Below are 16,861 nucleotides of genomic sequence, written 5' to 3'. Positions count from 1 at the left end.
CCCGCTCCGTTCCCGCGGTGAGTACCGTTGACGGTATGGCTGACCTGCCTTTCGGCTTCTCCCCCGGAGAAGACCCCGACAATCCGGGGAAGAAAGATCCCAATTCCGGCCCCGGCGGCTCCGATCCGTTCGGCGCATTCGGCATGGGCGACCTCGGGCAGATCTTCACCCAGCTGGGTCAGATGTTCTCCAGCGCGGGCGCCGGGATGGCCGGGGGCGAAACCTCGGGACCGGTCAACTACGAACTGGCGCGCCGGGTGGCGACGAATTCGATCGGGTTCGTCGCGCCCATCCCGCCGACGACGCACTCGGCGATCGCCGACGCGGTGCACCTCGCCGAGACCTGGCTGGACGGCGCCACGGCGCTGCCCGCCGGCACCAGCAAGGCGGTGGGCTGGAGCCCGGCCGACTGGGTCGACAACACCTTGGAGACTTGGAAACGGTTGTGCGACCCGATGGCACAACAGATTTCGACGGTATGGGCCTCCTCGCTTCCCGAGGAGGCCAAGGGCATGGCCGGCCCGCTGATGGCGGTGATGTCGCAGATGGGAGGTATGGCCTTCGGCTCCCAGCTGGGGCAGGCGCTGGGCCGGTTGTCCCGCGAGGTGCTGACGTCGACCGAGATCGGGCTGCCGTTGGGGCCCAAGGGCGTTGCCGCCATCCTGCCCGACGCCGTGGAGTCGTTCGCCTCGGGGCTCGAGCAGCCCCGCAGCGAGATCATGACGTTCCTGGCCGCCCGCGAGGCCGCCCACCACCGGCTGTTCGGCCACGTGCCGTGGCTGTCGAGCCAGCTGCTGGGCGCCGTGGAGGCCTACGCGACGGGCATGCAGATCGACATGAGCGGGATCGAGGAGCTGGCCCGCGACTTCAACCCGGCGACCCTGTCCGATCCGGCCGCCATCGAAAACCTCTTGGGGCAGGGCGTTTTCGAGCCCAAGGCGACCCCGGCGCAGACGCAGGCGCTGGAACGCCTCGAGACGCTGCTCGCGTTGATCGAGGGCTGGGTGCAGGTGGTGGTGACCGCGGCCCTGGGCGACCGGATTCCGGGGGCGGCCGCGCTCAGCGAGACGCTGCGCCGCCGCCGCGCCACCGGCGGCCCGGCCGAGCAGACGTTCGCGACGCTGGTGGGCCTCGAGCTGCGCCCCCGCAAGATGCGCGAAGCCGCCGCGCTGTGGGAGCGCCTCACCGAGGCCGCCGGCATGGATGCCCGCGACGCCATCTGGCAACACCCCGATCTGCTGCCCGACGCCGAGGACCTCGACGACCCGGCCGGCTTCATCGACCGGGTCATCGGCGGCGACACCAGCGGCATCGACGAGGCGATCGCCAAGCTCGAGGAGAACCCCGAGGGCCCCGACGCCGGCCCTGTGGATAACTGACCGGGGCGGCGGTCCCATACAACAAACGCGTGCGCACAACGTAATTCGCGCATAGTGCACGCACCGTTCCGAGTCCACGAGCAGCGTAGCTGCTACCCCGTTGAGGTCGAGCGCATCGGCCCGATCCACTAGGCTGAGAGCGCATGCTGGCTACGGACGCTAGACATTAGGTGGGGAAAATGCGGAGACAACCAATCATCGCCGCGGGACTGGCGACAGTCGCCCTGGCGTTCAGTGCCGGGGTCGCGCAAGCTGATCCGGCCCCCGACCCGAATGATCCCGGTAACGAGGCCAACTGGCCCTGCGGCGTCACGGTCGGACCGGTGACCACGACGAACGGAACGGTCATTGGAATACGCGGCGGCAAGCCGTGCCCACCACCGCCGCCGCCCGCACCGGCTGGACAACCCTGACGGTTCGGCGGTTCTGTGGATAACTGACCGGGCCCATCGCCGCCGGCGTGGCACAGTCGGCATTCGTGCCGCAGACGTCCTCTGCTCTCTACGCGCTGGACCCGGCCATGCCGGTGCTACTGCGGCCCGACGGCGCCGTGCAGGTCGGCTGGGATCCGCGCCGCGCCGTGCTGGTGCGTCGCCCGGGCGGACTGGGCGCGGCGGATTTGGCCGCGTTGCTGCGGTCCATGCGCTCACCGACGCCGCTTGCGGAGCTGCAGCGCCGCGCCGCCGACCGCGGCCTGCTGGATGCCGACGGCCTGAGGGACCTGGTAGCCCGGCTGATCGGTGCGGGCGTCGCGACCGAATGCGCGAAGTCCCGCGGTCGCGCGCCGTCCATCCGGATCCACGGCCGCGGCCCGCTCTCGGACCTGCTGGTCGAGGCGTTGCGCTGCTCGGGTGCCCGAATCGCGCACACCAGTCAACCGCACGCCGCCGTGTCCGCCACCGACGTCGATCTGATGGTGCTGTCCGATTATCTGGTCGCCGATCCGCGCATGGTCCGCGACCTGCACACCCGGCGTGTCCCGCACCTGCCGGTGCGGGTCCGCGACGGCATCGGGCTGGTCGGCCCGCTGGTCATCCCGGGCAGGACCAGCTGCCTGGGCTGCGCCGATTTGCACCGCCGGGACCGCGACGCCGCCTGGCCGGCCATCTCGGCGCAGCTGCGGGAAACGGTCGGGGTGGCCGACCGGGCGACGCTGCTGGCAACCGCGGCGCTGGCGCTCAGCCAGGTGAACCGGGTGATCGCGGCCGTGCGCCGGCAAGGGGCGGTACCCGATCCGGGTCCGCCGCAGACGCTCGACGCCACACTGGAATTCGATCTCAACGCCGGCGCGATCGTCGCGCGGCAGTGGACCCGGCACCCGCTGTGCGCGTGCTAACCCCGCTGCCCCTGGTCCGGAACGTTCGTCGACACCGATTCGTAGGCCGTGGCGAGGTGGTGCAGGATCTCCGCGGTCAAGGTGCGGTCGGTGCGATGTTTGTCCAGCGTCTCGATGATCGCCCTGAACAAGGCGTCCGCGGCGTCGTGCTGCGACTGCTTTGCTGACATGTCCTGGCCGTCCTTCGGATGCGCCATTCGCGGAGTCGCCTAGTGCGGCCCGCAAGGACAACCTAGGGCTCGGGGCCGCCGGCCGCGCGGGGACGAGGTGTTGTGAAGATCAAGCGCGAGCCGAGCCGGCCGTCATGGATGATGGAGACGTGGCAGACATCAAACGCGGCCGTGCGGCGCGGAACGCGAAGCTGGCCAGCATCCCGGTCGGCTTCGCCGGGCGGGCTGCGCTCGGCTTCGGCAAACGGCTGACCGGCAAGTCAAGGGACGAAGTCCAGGCCGAGCTGATGGAGAAAGCCGCCAACCAGCTGTTCACCGTCTTGGGGGAGCTCAAGGGCGGAGCGATGAAGGTGGGCCAGGCCCTGTCGGTCATGGAGGCCGCCATCCCGGACGAATACGGCGAGCCCTACCGCGAGGCGCTGACCAAGCTGCAGAAGGACGCCCCACCGCTGCCCGCCAACAAGGTGCACCGGGTGCTCGACGCCCAGCTGGGCACCAAGTGGCGGGAGCGGTTCAGTTCGTTCGACGACAAGCCCGTCGCCTCGGCCAGCATCGGCCAGGTGCACAAGGCGGTGTGGTCCGATGGCCGCACGGTCGCCGTCAAGATCCAGTACCCGGGCGCCGATGAGGCGCTGCGCGCCGACCTGAAAACCATGCAGCGGCTGGTCGGCGTGGTCAAACAGCTCGCCCCGGGCGCCGACGTCCAGGGCATCGTCGACGAACTGGTCGAACGCACCGAGATGGAACTCGACTACCGGCTGGAGGCCGACAACCAGCGCGCCTTCGCCAAGGCCTACGAGGGCCATCCCCGCTTCGTGATACCCCACGTCGTGGCCAGCGCGCCCAAGGTCGTGGTCCAGGAGTGGATCGACGGGTTGCCGCTGGCGGAGATCATCCGCAACGGGACCCGCGAGCAGCGCGACCTCATCGGCACCCGGCTGCTCGAGCTCACCTTCGACGCACCGCGGCGGCTGGGGATGCTGCACGGCGACGCCCACCCGGGGAACTTCATGCTGCTGCCCGACGACCGGATGGGTGTCATCGACTTCGGCGCCGTCGCCCCCCTGCCCGGCGGCTACCCGATCGAGCTCGGGATGACGATCCGCCTGGCCCGCGACAAGAACTACGACCTGCTGTTGCCGACGATGGAGAAGGTCGGCTTCATCCAGAAGGGTCAGCAGGTGTCGGTGCGCGACATCGACGAGATGCTGCGCCAGTACGTCGAGCCCATCGAGGTCGACGAGTTCCACTACACGCGCAAGTGGCTGCAGCGCATGACCGTGGGCCAGATCGACCGGTCGGTGTCGCAGATCAAGACGGCCCGGCAGATGGACCTGCCGCCCAAGCTGGCCATCCCGATGCGCGTCATCGCGTCGGTGGCCGCGATCCTGTGCCAGCTGGACGCGCGGGTGCCGATCAAGGCGCTCTCGGAGGAGCTGATCCCGGGCTTCGCCGAGCCCGACAGCGCGGTCGTCTAGGCGGCGACCCCGTCTTTGCGGGGACGTCCGCGCGGTCGTTTGAAGCTCAGGATCGCGCCCCGGTCGAAGATCTCCCCGCCCCACACCCCCCAGGGCTCGGCGCGTTCGAGCGCCGACGCCAGGCACTGGCGCCGGATCGGGCAGCCCGCGCAGAGCGCCTTGGCGCGCTCGAGGTCGGCCGGGGTCTCGGCGAACCAGAGGTCGGGATCGCCGGCGTGGCACGGCAACACCGGCGACGGCTGTCGGGGGACTGTCAGTACCGACATGTCCTGCTCACCTGCTTCCTGGTCGGGGCTTCCTGCTGCTGATCCGGACCAGGGAGCGGGCTTGCGCCCGAAAAAACTGTGGCCACGGATCCTTGACTTCGGGTCCGTGGCCATTCGGTGAAAACCGGGCTGTCAGGTGGCCATTCGGTGGACCTCGAGTCCCACGGACGCGTTCGTCGCGGCGGCGGCGCGATGCTTCAACGCGGCCGCCGGCGTAGCGGTGTGCGCGGCGTGGAAGGTGCGCGCGGACAGCGCCGCGGCGGCCACGCCCACACCGAACGCGTCGTTGATCATCGTGGCCACCTCCTTCCCGTTAGCGCGCAGACCGCGGTTTCGAGGGTAGATCCTAGCCGCCGTTCGCCACAACCGATTTTCTGACCTGCGCGTTCACCGGTCAGCGGCCGCGGACCAACTCCAGCACGTCGGGCCCATACTGTTCCAGCTTGCGCGCCCCGATGCCGGGGATCGCGATCAGCGCGTCCTCGTCGCCGGGGCGCAGCTCGGCGATCGCGATCAGCGTGTTGTCGGTGAACACCACATAGGCGGGCACCTTCTGCTCCTTGGCGATGTCTAGCCGCCAGGCCTTGAGCCGCAGCAGCAACTCCTCGTCGACGTCGGCGGCACACGTTTCGCAGCGCCGCAGCATGACGGCCGCGGCGGTGGACAGGTCCTTGTTGCAGATCCGGCAGCGGGGCGCGGGTCCCCGGTTGCGCCGGGCCCTGTTGGGGGCGGCGTCGGCGCGCGCCTGCGGCGCGATGCCGTTGAGGAACCGCGACGGCTTGCGGCCCTGCCGCCCGCCGGGGCTGCGGGCCAGCGCCCAGCTGAGCGTCAAATGTGTTCGCGCCCTGGTGATTCCGACGTAGAGCAGGCGGCGCTCCTCCTCGACGGCCTCGCTTTCGGGCCCGTGCGCCAGCGCGTGCGAGATGGGCAGCGTGCCGTCGGCCAGCCCGACCAAGAACACCGCATCCCACTCCAGGCCCTTGGCGGCGTGCAGGGACGCCAGCGTCACGCCCTGCACCACCGGCGGGTGCCGCGCGTCGGCGCGCAGCCGGAGTTCGGTCAGCAGTCCCGTGAGCTCCAGCTGTGGGCGCTGGGCCACCTCGTCGTCGACCAACTCGGCCAGCGCGGTCAGCGCCTCCCAGCGTTCCCGGGCGCGGGTGCCGACCGGCGGCTCGGCCGTCAGCCCCAGCGGCTCCAGGACCGCCCGCACGACCGCGGGCAGCGGCCCCTCGGCGCCGCGCTCGGCCGCCCGCTGCAGCGCCAACATCGCCTGCTTGATCTCCTGGCGGGTGAAGAACCCCTCGCCGCCGCGGACCTGATACGGGATGCCCGCCTCGGTCAGCGCCTCCTCGTAGGCCTCCGACTGCGCGTTGACCCGGTACAGCACGGCGATCTCCGACGGCGGGGTGCCCGCCTCGATCAGCCGGGCGATCGACGCCGCGACCGCGGCGGACTCGGCCGGTTCGTCGGGATGCTCGTGAAACGACGGCGCCGGGCCCGGCGGGCGTTGCCCCAACAGGTGCAGCTTGCTGCCGGCGACGCGGCCGCGGGCCGCGGCGATCACCTGGTTGGCCAACGACACCACCTGCGGGGTGGAGCGGTAGTCGCGTTCCAGGCGGACCACGGTGGCGTCGGGATACCGCCGCGAGAAGTCGAGCAGGAAGCGCGGCGAGGCCCCGGTGAACGAGTAGATGGTCTGGTTGGCGTCGCCGACGACGGTCAGGTCGTCCCGGTCACCCAGCCACGCCGTCAGCACCCGCTGCTGCAGGGGGGTGACGTCCTGGTATTCGTCGACGACGAAACAGCGGTAGCGGCCGCGGAACTCGTCGGCCACGGCGGCGTCGTTCTCGATCGCGGCCGCGGTATGCAGCAGCAGGTCGTCGAAGTCGAGCAGCGTCACCGATTCGTCGCGGACCTTGAGCGCCTCGTAGGCGGCATACACCGTCGCGACCCGCGCGGCGTCCAACGGGATGTCGCGCCCCGCCTCGGCCACGGCGGCCGGGTAGTCCTCGGGGGTGATCAGCGACGCCTTGGCCCATTCGATCTCGCCCGCCAGGTCACGGACGTCGTCGGTGCTGGCGTTGATCCGGGCGCGGCTGGCCGCCCGCGCCACCACCGCGAACTTGGTGTCCAGCAGCTGCCAGCCGGTGTCCCCGACCACCCGCGGCCAGAAGTACCGCAGTTGCCGGTGCGCCGCGGCGTGAAACGTCAGGGCCTGCACCCCGCCGACGCCGGTGTCGGTGCCCGCGGCGGAGTCGAGCATCCGCAGCCGGGAACGCATCTCCCCCGCCGCGCGCTGGGTGAAGGTGACCGCCAGCACCTGCCCGGCGGCCACGTGACCGCTCGCCACCAGCTGCGCGATCCGGTGCGTGATGGTGCGGGTCTTGCCCGTCCCGGCGCCCGCGAGCACGCAGACCGGTCCGCGCGGGGCCAGCACCGCCTCGCGCTGCTCGTCGTCCAGCCCGGCGGTCAAGGCGTCGGCGAGCATCGGCATGGCGTCCATCTTGACAGCGGCGGCCGACAAACGGGGCCCCGCCCGGTGCGCGTCGGCGAGTTGTCATGACACGCCGGCATGCGCGTGGCGCCCGCGGCGCGGAACACATTGTCGCCGGGTTACGTTTAGCAGCTATGACCACTGCCCCGATCACCGTCTACACGACCTCATGGTGTGGCTACTGCCATCGCCTCATGACCGTGTTGAAGTCCAACGGAATCCCGTACGAGGCGGTCGACATCGAGCACGACCGCGCGGCGGCCGAATTCGTCGGTTCGGTCAACGGCGGCAACAGGACGGTTCCCACGGTGAAGTTCGCCGACGGGTCGACGCTGACCAATCCGAGCGCGGCCGAGGTCAAGGCCAAGCTCGCCGAAACCGGCGCCTGAGGACCGCGGCCCTAACATAGGTGACCATGGCGTCGAGTCCCCGTTCGAGCCGTTTTCTCCGGCGCGTGCCGGGGATGGGCAGGGCGTCGGCCGTGATCGCCTGCGGCGCGGTGGCTCTTGCGTCGGCGTGCGGGCACTCGCCCAGTAACACCGCGGCGACGCCCCCCGATCACGCCTACGCCGAATCACTCGTCATCAGCCTGGCAGATGCGCGTCGCATCGCCAATTTCGAAGGGCTGCAACCGTATTCGTATGCCGACCGGCATGATCCGCCGCGGGAGACCGTCGGCAACCCGCCCGCCCCCTGCCGGGCGGTGGGGTCGACGGACCTCACCTTCGCCGGGGGCTGGAAGGAGTACCGATCGGTGGCCTACAGCGGCTCGACCGACGACCTGAGGCCCGGCGGCATCGCCCCGATCAACGAGATCACCAACACCGTCGTCATCTACCCGGACGCCGCCGCCGCGGGCGGGGCGCTCAACCAGCTGCACACGACCCTCGACCAGTGCGCCGCGCTGCACCACAACGCCTACGACTTCGCCCTGAACAAGCCGGACTCCGCGACCCTCAAGCTCGGCTCCGACGGATGGATTCACCTGTACACGGTGAAGTCGTCGGTGCTGGTGTCGGTCGGCGTGCTCGGAATCGAACCCACCGAGCAGGTCGCCGACACCGTCCTGCAGACGGTGACCGGCCGCATCAAGTAGCCGCGCCGGGTCAGTCGAGCGCGGCCCAGGATTCGATGATCACGCGCGCGATCGAGATCGACCCGGGCAGCAGCAGTTTGGATTCCGCCGAGCTGGACCAGTCGCCGGCGGCCAGCGCCGCGCGCACCTCGTCGCGGGTGAACCACGCCGCCTCGGCGATCTCGCCGTCGTTGAACGAGAAGTCCTCCGCCGGGTCGGCGACGGCGTGGAAGCCGACCATCAGTGAGCGCGGGAACGGCCAGGGCTGGCTGCCCAGGTAGCGCACCTCGCGGACGGTCAGGCCGATTTCCTCCCGGATCTCGCGGGCGACGCAGACCTCGAACGACTCACCGGCCTCGACGAACCCCGCCAGCAGCGAGAACATCCGCTCCGGCCACACCGCCTGGCGGGCCAGCACCGCGCGGTCGCCGCCGTCGTGGACCAGGCAGATCACCGCCGGGTCGATGCGCGGGAACTCCTCGTGGCCGGTGACCGGGTTGACCCGAGCCCAGCCCGCCCGCGCCGGCCTGGTCGGTGAGCCGTCGACCGAGCTGAACCGCGCGGAGTCGTGCCAATTGAGCAGCGCGAGCGCCGAGGACACCAGTTGGCTGCTGGTGTCGTCGAGAATCGAGCCAAGGCCGCGCAGATTCACCACCTCGGCGCGCACGTCGGGGTCCTCGGGCGCCTCCAGCGCGCCGCGGATGGCCCACACGTGGCGGTCGTCGTCTATGCGGCCCAGGAACACCGCCTCCGGAGGCGGCTTGTCGCCCAGGCTGGCCGCGGCGCCCAGCACCACCCGGCCGTCGGCGACCAGCACCTGGCTGCGCGAATCCACCCGCAGCAGCGCCGCGTCCGCCCACCCGGCGGCGGCCGCCTCGACATCGGTGCGCAGCTGGTCGGCCCGGTCGGCGCCGACGCGCGACAGCAGCGGAACGTTGCGCAGCTGAAAGTCCGCGATACCCACTAGTGCCCCGCGTGCCGGATGTAGAGCAACCGGTCGTTGGCCTCGACGGCGTCCACCTCCGGCGCGCCGATGCGCAGCAGGCGGCCGTCGCGCACCACACCGAGCACGATGTCGCGCAGATGCCGCGGCGAACCGCCGACCTCGGCCGGCTCCACCTCACGTTCGGCGATCGCCAGCCCGAAGTCCGGCGTCAGCAGGTCTTCGATCATCTCCACGACGCTGGGAGTGGTGGTGGCGAGGCCGAGCAGACGGCCGGCGGTCGCCGAGGACACCACCACCGAGTCCGCGCCCGACTGCTGCAGCAGGTGCTGGTTTTCGGACTCCCGGATGGACGCCACGATCTTGGCGTTGGGCGCGATCTCCCGCGCCGTCAACGTCACCAGCACCGCGGTGTCGTCGCGGCTGGCGGCGACGATGATCGAGGCCGCGTGTTGCGCCCCGGCCAACCGCAGCACGTCCGCCTTGGTGGCGTCGCCGTGCACGGTGACCAGGCCGGCGCTGGCGGCGTGCTCGAGGGTGCCGCGATCGGTGTCGACGACGACGACGTCCCCCTGGGCGCCGTCGTCACCGAGGATGGCGGCAACGGCCGTCTTGCCCTTGGTGCCGTAGCCGATCACGATCGTGTGGTTGCGCACTCTGCTCCTCCAACGCTGAATCTTCCACCCTTGCCGGGAACGCTCAGAGAGCACTTCGAGGGTCGTGCCGACCAACACGGCCAGGAACGCGATCCGCAGCGCGGTAAAGATCAGGGTGTGAACCAACCGCGCGGTTTCGGTGTACGGGGTGATGTCGCCGTATCCGGTCGTCGACAGTGAGACCGCGGAGAAATACACGCAGTCGAGGAAGGTCAGCGACTGGCCCCGCACATCGCGGTACCCGTTGCGGTCCGCGTAGACGATCACGGCCGCGGCGAACAACACCACCAGCGCGATGGCCACGCGGCGGGTGATGACGCGGATGGGGCTGGCGTGCTCCTCGGGGATGCGCACCACGCCGATCAACTGGTGGCCTCGCTGGGCGGTCAGCGCCTCTTCCAGACCGCTCGGGTGTCGGGACTTACCGTTGCGCACGGCGGTCCGTCATCGGCTCGACGCCAGCGCAGGTGACACGCACGACTCAATGTAACCACGAGCCCAACCCCCGTACCCGGGCAGCGCAGCTCACCCCCCGCCGGTGAGCAACCCGGCCAGCTCCGCGGGGGCGGGCAAATCATCCGGCGCGACCGTGGTGCGGGCGCGCACGTAGTAGAACGCGGTCCGCACCGACGATTCCGGAACGCCGGACAAGGCGGCCCACGCCAATCGGTAGACGGCGAGCTGGACGCCGGCCTGCCGCATGGCTTCCGGCTCGTGCGGCGGGTCGCCGGTCTTCCAGTCCACGACCGTGACGCCGCCGTCGGGGTCTGCGAACACCGCGTCGATGCGGCCGCGCACCAGGGTGGCGCCGATCGGCATCTCGAACGGCACCTCGACGGCGATGGGAGTGCGAGCCGCCCAAGGCGATTCGGTGAACGCGGCCTGCAATTTGGCCAATTCCCGGGTATCGCCGACGTCGGAGTCCGCCGCGCCCGGCAGGTCCGCGAGATCGAACAGGCACTCGGCGCCGTAGAATTGCTGGACCCAGGCATGAAAGGTGTTGCCCAGCAACGCATGCCGATCGGGGCGGGTGGGCAGCCGGTGCCTGAGCCGCTGCGCCGCGCCCTCGGGGTCGCGGGCCAGCTCCACCAGCCCGCTGACCGACAACTGGCTGGGTAGCGCGCCGGTGGGCCGTTCCGCCAACCGCGCGCGCTCGGACAGTAGCGCGTCGACATCGGCGGCCCACCCCTCGGCGTCGGCGCCCTCCGCGTCCGCATCACCCGACATGGCCCGGCTCACCAACGCCGCGCCGCTTTCGACGTCGCCGCGCCGGGCGGCCAGCGGATCGGCGGGCCAGACCGCCTCGAGTGTGTTGTCGCGCAACGGGTTCCGGTCACCGTCGGCGGGCGCGGCCGCCCACCGGTCCACCACCCCGCAGGGCTCCCCGGCCGCGGCCGAACGGTCGATGACCGCCTTGATCTCGCACAGGAAGTCCGAAGGGCCGCGCGGTTTGATCCCGGTGGTGCCCCAATGATGGCCCGACACCAGCAGGGTGTCCTCGGCCCGGGTGATGGCGACATACAGCAGCCGGCGCTCCTCGTCGACGCGCCGCTGCTCGAGCTGGCGGCGATGCTCGGAGATCTTGTCGGACAGCTGCTTTCGATTGGTGACGTCGGAGGTGTCGAGCAGCGGGATGCCCAGTGCGCCCGCCGACGCGCGGTCGCCGCGCAGCAGCGGTGGCAGCTCGGCCGCGTCGGTGAGCCAGGTACTCCGGGACGCGGTCGACGGGAAGATGCCGCCCGACAGGTGTGCCACGGCCACCACCTGCCATTCCAGCCCCTTGGCGGAGTGCACCGTGAGCACCTGGACCCGCTCGCGCGCCGCCACCGGCGGTGCCGGCGGCAAGCCGTTCTCGACGGACTCCGCCACGTCCAGGAAGGCCAGCAGGCCCGACACCGACGCCGTTGCGCTCCGGTCCGGCGCTCGGGCGTCGGCCCGCTCGGCGTAGCCGGCGACGACGTCGGCGAACGCGTCGAGGTGCTCGGTGCCGGTCCAGCCGGCGTTCGCCCCGGCCGCGGCACGGACCTCGCAGTCGACACCCAGCACGCGGCGCACCTCGGCGACCAGGTCCGGCAGGGAATGGCCCAGGTGGCCGCGCAGGGCGCGCAGCTCGGCGGCCAGCGCCGCGATGCGCTGATATCCCGCGGCCGAATACGCCTCGGCCGGGCCCGGATCGGCGATGGCGTCGGCCAGGCAGGCCGTGTCGGCGTCCGGGCCCGCCGCGATCGCGATCGATTCCGGCGCCGGCGACGCGGCCGGGCCCAGGCCTTCGCCGAGTGTGCGGGCTCGCCGCCACAGGGCGGCGATGTCCCGACCGCCGAGGCGCCAGCGCGGACCGGTGAGCACCCGCATCGCCGCCGCGCCCGCGGTGGGGTCGGCGACGAGCCGCAGCATGGCCACGACGTCGGCAACCTCCGGGATGGACAGCAGCCCCGCCAACCCGACGACCTCGACCGGTATCCCGCGGGCGCGCAGGGCGTCGGCGATCGGGGCGGCGTCGGCGTTGCGGCGCACCAGGACCGCCGCGGTCGGCGGGCTCTCGCCATCGGCCCGGGCCGCCCGGTACCGCGCCGCGAGCTCGTCGGCGATCCACTCCCGTTCGGCCTGCACATCGGCGAGCAATGCGCAGCGGACGGTCCCGGCCGGGGCGTCCGGGCGCGGCCGCAGCGCATGCACGGCGACCGACCTGCGCCGCGCCTCCGCCGATATCGCGTTGGCCAGCTGCAGGGCCCGCGGCGGGTTGCGCCAGCTGGTCCGCAGCTCCAGGACCGGCGCGGGCGTGCCGTCCGACAGCGGGAAGTCGGTGGTGAAGCGCGGCAGGTTGGTCGCCGAGGCGCCGCGCCAGCCGTAGATCGACTGGATGGGGTCGCCCACGGCGGTCAGTGCCAGCCCGTCGTCGACACCACCACCGAACAACGCCGACAGGGCGACCCGCTGGGCATGCCCGGTGTCCTGGTACTCGTCGAGCAGCACCACCCGGTAGCGGCCGCGCAGGTCCGCGCCGACCTGCGGGAAGTTCGCCGCCAGCCGCGCCGCGCAGGCCATCTGCACGCCGAAGTCCATCGTCTTCGCCGCGCGCATGCGCTCGTTCAGCGCGTCGAGCAACGGCACCAGCGCGGCGCGCTGGGTCTGCGTGGCCAGCAACCGCAGCAGCCACTGGCTGGGCCCGCGGTCGCGTTGATGGGGGCCCGCCGGCAGCGCGTGGATCAACCGCTCGAGCTCCACGTGGGTGTCGCCGAGCTGTCGGGTGTCCACCAGGTGTTCGGCCAGCTGGCCCCACAACCGCAGCACCATCGCGGTGACCGCCGCGGGCGTCTTGTCGGTGCGCAGCTCCCCCCGGTACCCGCTCACCACGTCGAAGGCCAGCTGCCACAGCTCGGTCTCGCCGAGCAGCCGGGTGTCGGGCTCGACGGGCAGCAACAGCCCGTAGTCGCGGATCAACGAACCGGCGAACGCGTGGTAGGTGCTGACCGTCGGGGCGTCCGCCGGTTCCGCTGGGGCGGCGCCGTCGGGGCCCTGGGGGCCCTGGGGGCCCTGGGGGCACCACCCGCTTGCGGGGGAACCGACGCCGGCCAGCCGGGCCAGCCGGGACCGGACCCGGCGCAGCAGTTGGCCGGCGGCCTTGCGAGTGAACGTCAACCCCAGCACCTGGCCGGGCTCGGCGTAGCCGTTGGCGACGAGCCACACCACCCGCGCGGCCATGGTCTCGGTTTTGCCGGCACCCGCGCCGGCGATGACGACCAGCGGTCCGGGCGGTGCCGCGATGACGGCGGCCTGCTCATCGGTGGGTGGGAAAAGCCCGAGCGCGCAAGCTAATTCGGCCGGGCTGTAACGCGGGTTCACTGCGCCGCCCCGTCGGCGTGGGCCGGACACGAGGGCCGAACCGGGCAGTGCGAGCACCCGTCGTTGCGACGGGCGACGAAGCGGGGACCCGCGGTCGCCTCCGCCGCCCGCCGGACCAGCCGGCGCCATTCGTCGCGGGCGGCCGGCGTCAGCGGATCCTGCTCCCGTTCGATGGCGCCCGCGGCCCCGGCCTTGCCGAGGTAGACCAGCCGCGCGCCGCCGGGCTCCTCGCCGGCGGCGACCATGCCTTCGGCCACCGCCAGCTGATACATCGCCAGCTGGGCGTGTTGCTGGGCATCGTCCTTGCTGACCGGCGTTTTGCCCGTCTTGATGTCGACGATCACCAGCCGGCCTGCGGCGTCGCGCTCCAACCGGTCGACCCGCCCGCGCAGCCGGACCTCACCGCCGCCGCCCTCGCCGGGCGCGCCCAGGGTTCCATCGATCTCGACCTCGACGCCGACCTCGGTCAGCGCGCCCCGGGTCTGTGCCCGCCATTCGATGAAGGCCTCGATCATCGCGCGGTGCCGCGCCAGCTCGTTGGCCGAATGCCACTGCGCCTCGAACGGCAGGTGCCGCCACGCGCGGTCCAGCTCGGCCAGCAATTCCGTTGCGCTGCGCTGTGGTTCGGCGACCAGAGCGTGCAGCACCGAACCGATGGTGGAACGCAGATCGCGGGGATTGGTTCCCCCATGCCGTTCGGCCAGCCAGCGTAGCGGGCAGTCGTTGAGCATCTGCAGGGTCGACGGGGTCAGCGTGACCGGCTCGTCGCCGCCGCGCAGCGGTTCGCTCGTGCTGACCGGGATCAGCCCGTGCCAGCCGGCCGGATCGGCGCCCGGCACCCCGGCGCGGGCCAGCCGCGCCAGTTGCCGTGCCGCGCACGCGCGCGCGGCGTCGTCGACCGCGCCTTCGGGCGCGCACACGACGCCGCGCAGCCGGCCCACCAGCGCCGCGGCGGACAGCACCCGGGGCGCCGAGACGGGTTGCGCGGTAGCGACATCGCCGCCGCCGTCGGCCCACTGCGCGAGTTCGTAGCAGAAGTCCGACGGCAGCGCCGCCTCGTGCTCCGCGCCGCCGGTGTCGCTGTCGACGGCAGTCACCAGCAACCGGCGGCGGGCCCGGCCCATCGCCGCCACCAGCAGCCGCCGTTCCTCGGCCAGCAGTGGCGCCCGCACCGACGCGTCCTCGCTCACGCCGTCCAGCACGTCCAGCAACCGCTGGGTGCCCAACACGCCGCCGCGCGGAACGGTGTTGGGCCACAACCCCTCTTGCAGCCCCGCGATGACCACGAGGTCCCATTCGTGCCCCAGGGCGGCGTGCGCGCTGAGCACCCGCACCTGTTCCACGAGGGATACCGGCTCCTCGTTCACGCCCGGCAGGTTTAGCGCGGCGACGTGCTCGACGAGCCCCCGCAGCGACGCACCCGACGTGCGGGACACGTATTGGTCGGTGATGTCGAACAACGCGGTCACCGCCTCCAGGTCCCGGGCGGCCTGCGCTCCGCTCGGGCCGCCGCGCTCGGCGGCCGCCAGCCAGCGCCGCTGCAAGCCGGAGCGCTGCCAGGCGGCCCACAGCGTGTAGCGCGGGTCTTCGCCCGCTCGATGGCAGCGCGCGGCCGCGTCCAGCACCGCGCGGACGTGGTGCACCGCGCGAAACTGCGGGCCCGGTGGCGGAGCGTCACCGGACAGCGCCTCGGCCAGCAGGTCCGCGGCATCACCCGGCACGCGATCGGGGTTGGCGCGCTGCAGTTTTCGGCGCAGCTGCCGCAGCGAAACCGGGTCGACGCGGCCGATCGGGCCGGTCAGCAGCGCCAGGGCCCGCTCGCCGTCGAGCCCGTCGGCGGTGGCCCCCAGGACCGTGAGCAGCGCCCGGGCCGCCGGCTCGTCGGACAGCGGTCCGCTCGCCGCGGGGGCCGCCACCGGCACCCCCGCGGCGGCCAGCGCGCGCGGCAATCGGGCGCCGGCCCGCGGCACGGACCGGACGATGACCGCCATCTGCGACCACGGCACGCCGTCGATCAGGTGCGCGCGCCGTAGCGCGTCGGCGATCATCGCCGCCTCCGCGTGCGCCGACGCGGCCAGGCGCACCGTGACCGATCCCTCCTCGGACCCCGTGCCCTCGATCCGCCTGCCGCCGCTACCGCCGGGCAGCCGCTGCGCGACGCCACTGACGGCGCGCGCCACCGCCGGCGCGCAGCGGTGCGAGACGGTCATCGTCACCGACGGTGAATCGCCGGTCAGCAGCCCCGCGGATTCACCGCCGCGGAAGCCGAACACCGCCTGGTTGGGGTCGCCGGCGATCAACGCCAGCTCGGCGCCGGCCGCGAGCACCCGGACCAGGTGGGCCGCCTGCGGGTCGAGCTGCTGGGCGTCGTCGACCAACAAGACCCGCACCCGCGCCCGTTCGGCGGCCAGCAGCTCAGGATCGACGGCGAAGGCCTCCAGGGCGGCGCCCACCAGCTCGGCGGCCCCCAGGGCGGGCGTCGTCGCCTGGGGGGCCGCGGTGCCGACCGCCGCCCGCAGCAGCATCACCTGTTCGTACTGCCGGGCGAACTGGCCCGCGGCGGTCCATTCCGGGCGCCGGTACCGACGGCCGAGCCGCTCCAGTTCCTGCGGGTCCACGCCACGTTCGGCGCAGCGCGCCAACATGTTTCGCAGCTCGGTGGCGAACCCCGCGGTCGCCAGCGCGGGGTGCAGATGCGCGGGCCACGCCGCCGCCGCGCGCGGGCCGTCCTCGAGGTCACCGGCCAGCAACTCGCGGATGATGGCGTCCTGTTCGGCGCTGGTGACCAGCCGCGGGGGCGCATCGCCGGCCCGCTCGGCGGCCCGGCGCAGCACCGCGTAGGAGTAGCCGTGCACGGTGCGCACCAGCGGTTCGCGGACGGCGGCCCGGCCGGGCCCGGTGGAGCGGGGCCGCAGCAGCGCCGTCGTCAACCTGCTGCGCGCCGTCGTCCCCAGCCGGCCGGAACCGGTAAGCAGCAGAACCGATTCCGGGGCGAGGCCGGCGTCGATCTGGGCGACCGCGGCCTCGACCAGCAGGCTGCTCTTGCCGGTGCCGGGCCCGCCCAGCACCCGGACCGGCCCGCGCACGCCCGGCGCCAGCACGGCCCGCGCCTCGGTGCCCCAGGTGTACGACATGGCTGCATGCAATCACCAGGGTCTGACAAGTCGGCCCGACCCGAACCGCCCACGACCCCTACGCTGGAGGCCGCGAGCAGCCCGACG

General features: G+C 72.3%; 13 protein-coding genes. 5 read left to right on the top strand and 8 right to left on the bottom strand.

All coding sequences use genetic code 11. The annotated features are described in order from the left end of the window. Positions 1-17: 17 nt before the first annotated feature. The gene (locus G6N37_RS00265; RefSeq protein ID WP_163674294.1) at positions 18-1,379 is read left to right on the top strand and encodes a zinc-dependent metalloprotease; all 1,362 of its coding nucleotides are present in this window, start codon (positions 18-20) and stop codon (positions 1,377-1,379) included. Between the two features lie 520 nt (positions 1,380-1,899). Next, complete coding sequence (locus tag G6N37_RS00260; RefSeq protein ID WP_179961893.1) at positions 1,900-2,715, top strand: cyclodehydratase; 816 nt, start codon at positions 1,900-1,902, stop codon at positions 2,713-2,715. On the opposite strand, the gene G6N37_RS00255 is transcribed toward G6N37_RS00260, so the two are convergent. After that, complete coding sequence (locus G6N37_RS00255; protein WP_163674166.1) at positions 2,712-2,912, bottom strand: hypothetical protein; 201 nt, start codon at positions 2,910-2,912, stop codon at positions 2,712-2,714. The two genes, G6N37_RS00260 and G6N37_RS00255, sit on opposite strands and share 4 nt — an antisense overlap. A gap of 107 nt (positions 2,913-3,019) precedes the next feature. Here G6N37_RS00255 and G6N37_RS00250 point away from each other — a divergent pair, with 107 nt between their 5' ends. Further along, on the top strand, positions 3,020-4,363 hold the full coding sequence (locus G6N37_RS00250; protein WP_163674291.1) for a macrolide-binding ATPase MABP-1: 1,344 nt from the start codon (positions 3,020-3,022) through the stop codon (positions 4,361-4,363). On the opposite strand, the gene G6N37_RS00245 is transcribed toward G6N37_RS00250, so the two are convergent. From G6N37_RS00245 to G6N37_RS00235, 3 genes are all read right to left on the bottom strand, one after another. Beyond that, positions 4,360-4,629 carry a WhiB family transcriptional regulator gene (locus G6N37_RS00245; protein ID WP_163674288.1) on the bottom strand — a complete coding sequence of 90 codons (270 nt, stop codon included), beginning with the start codon at positions 4,627-4,629 and terminating at the stop codon, positions 4,360-4,362. The genes G6N37_RS00250 and G6N37_RS00245 overlap by 4 nt on opposite strands. A gap of 132 nt (positions 4,630-4,761) precedes the next feature. After that, positions 4,762-4,923, bottom strand: coding sequence for a hypothetical protein (locus G6N37_RS00240; RefSeq protein ID WP_163674163.1), 162 nt, complete (start codon positions 4,921-4,923; stop codon positions 4,762-4,764). A gap of 100 nt (positions 4,924-5,023) precedes the next feature. Next, positions 5,024-7,123 carry an ATP-dependent DNA helicase UvrD2 gene (locus G6N37_RS00235; RefSeq protein WP_163674285.1) on the bottom strand — a complete coding sequence of 700 codons (2,100 nt, stop codon included), beginning with the start codon at positions 7,121-7,123 and terminating at the stop codon, positions 5,024-5,026. Positions 7,124-7,257: 134 nt separating this feature from the next. Here G6N37_RS00235 and mrx1 point away from each other — a divergent pair, with 134 nt between their 5' ends. Continuing rightward, a complete protein-coding gene (mrx1, locus tag G6N37_RS00230) occupies positions 7,258-7,512 on the top strand; it encodes a mycoredoxin Mrx1 (protein WP_083170039.1) in 255 nt (84 codons plus the stop codon). A 26-nt stretch (positions 7,513-7,538) separates the two neighbouring features. Continuing rightward, entirely contained in the window at positions 7,539-8,219 is a 681-nt protein-coding gene (locus tag G6N37_RS00225; RefSeq protein WP_163674282.1) for a sensor domain-containing protein, read from the top strand. A gap of 10 nt (positions 8,220-8,229) precedes the next feature. Here G6N37_RS00225 and nudC read toward each other — a convergent pair whose 3' ends face one another. The 4 genes from nudC to G6N37_RS00205 form a co-directional block, all read right to left on the bottom strand. Continuing rightward, the gene (gene nudC / locus G6N37_RS00220; protein WP_163674279.1) at positions 8,230-9,162 is read right to left on the bottom strand and encodes an NAD(+) diphosphatase; all 933 of its coding nucleotides are present in this window, start codon (positions 9,160-9,162) and stop codon (positions 8,230-8,232) included. Further along, the gene (locus G6N37_RS00215) at positions 9,162-10,232 is read right to left on the bottom strand and encodes a potassium channel family protein (RefSeq protein ID WP_163674276.1); all 1,071 of its coding nucleotides are present in this window, start codon (positions 10,230-10,232) and stop codon (positions 9,162-9,164) included. Before G6N37_RS00215 ends, nudC begins: the two co-directional genes overlap by 1 nt. Positions 10,233-10,322: 90 nt before the next feature. Next, positions 10,323-13,670 (bottom strand): ATP-dependent helicase, encoded by a 3,348-nt coding sequence (locus G6N37_RS00210; protein WP_372514716.1) that lies wholly within the window; start codon positions 13,668-13,670, stop codon positions 10,323-10,325. Next, positions 13,637-16,774 (bottom strand): ATP-dependent helicase, encoded by a 3,138-nt coding sequence (locus G6N37_RS00205; protein ID WP_163674271.1) that lies wholly within the window; start codon positions 16,772-16,774, stop codon positions 13,637-13,639. Before G6N37_RS00205 ends, G6N37_RS00210 begins: the two co-directional genes overlap by 34 nt. Between the last annotated feature and the right edge of the window lie 87 nt (positions 16,775-16,861).

It is taken from the genome of Mycobacterium seoulense (assembly GCF_010731595.1).
In the GTDB taxonomy this organism is placed as follows: Bacteria; Actinomycetota; Actinomycetes; order Mycobacteriales; family Mycobacteriaceae; genus Mycobacterium; species Mycobacterium seoulense.
This window is presented reverse-complemented; position numbering and strand designations above follow the sequence as displayed.

Coding starts and splice junctions, on each gene's coding strand:
- G6N37_RS00205 (WP_163674271.1), bottom strand. CDS start 16,774: ATGTCGTACACCTGGGGCACCGAGGCGCGGGCCGTGCTGGCGCCGGGC.
- G6N37_RS00235 (WP_163674285.1), bottom strand. CDS start 7,123: ATGCCGATGCTCGCCGACGCCTTGACCGCCGGGCTGGACGACGAGCAG.
- mrx1 (WP_083170039.1), top strand. CDS start 7,258: ATGACCACTGCCCCGATCACCGTCTACACGACCTCATGGTGTGGCTAC.
- G6N37_RS00245 (WP_163674288.1), bottom strand. CDS start 4,629: ATGTCGGTACTGACAGTCCCCCGACAGCCGTCGCCGGTGTTGCCGTGC.
- G6N37_RS00250 (WP_163674291.1), top strand. CDS start 3,020: ATGGATGATGGAGACGTGGCAGACATCAAACGCGGCCGTGCGGCGCGG.
- G6N37_RS00225 (WP_163674282.1), top strand. CDS start 7,539: ATGGCGTCGAGTCCCCGTTCGAGCCGTTTTCTCCGGCGCGTGCCGGGG.
- G6N37_RS00260 (WP_179961893.1), top strand. CDS start 1,900: ATGCCGGTGCTACTGCGGCCCGACGGCGCCGTGCAGGTCGGCTGGGAT.
- G6N37_RS00255 (WP_163674166.1), bottom strand. CDS start 2,912: ATGGCGCATCCGAAGGACGGCCAGGACATGTCAGCAAAGCAGTCGCAG.
- G6N37_RS00240 (WP_163674163.1), bottom strand. CDS start 4,923: ATGATCAACGACGCGTTCGGTGTGGGCGTGGCCGCCGCGGCGCTGTCC.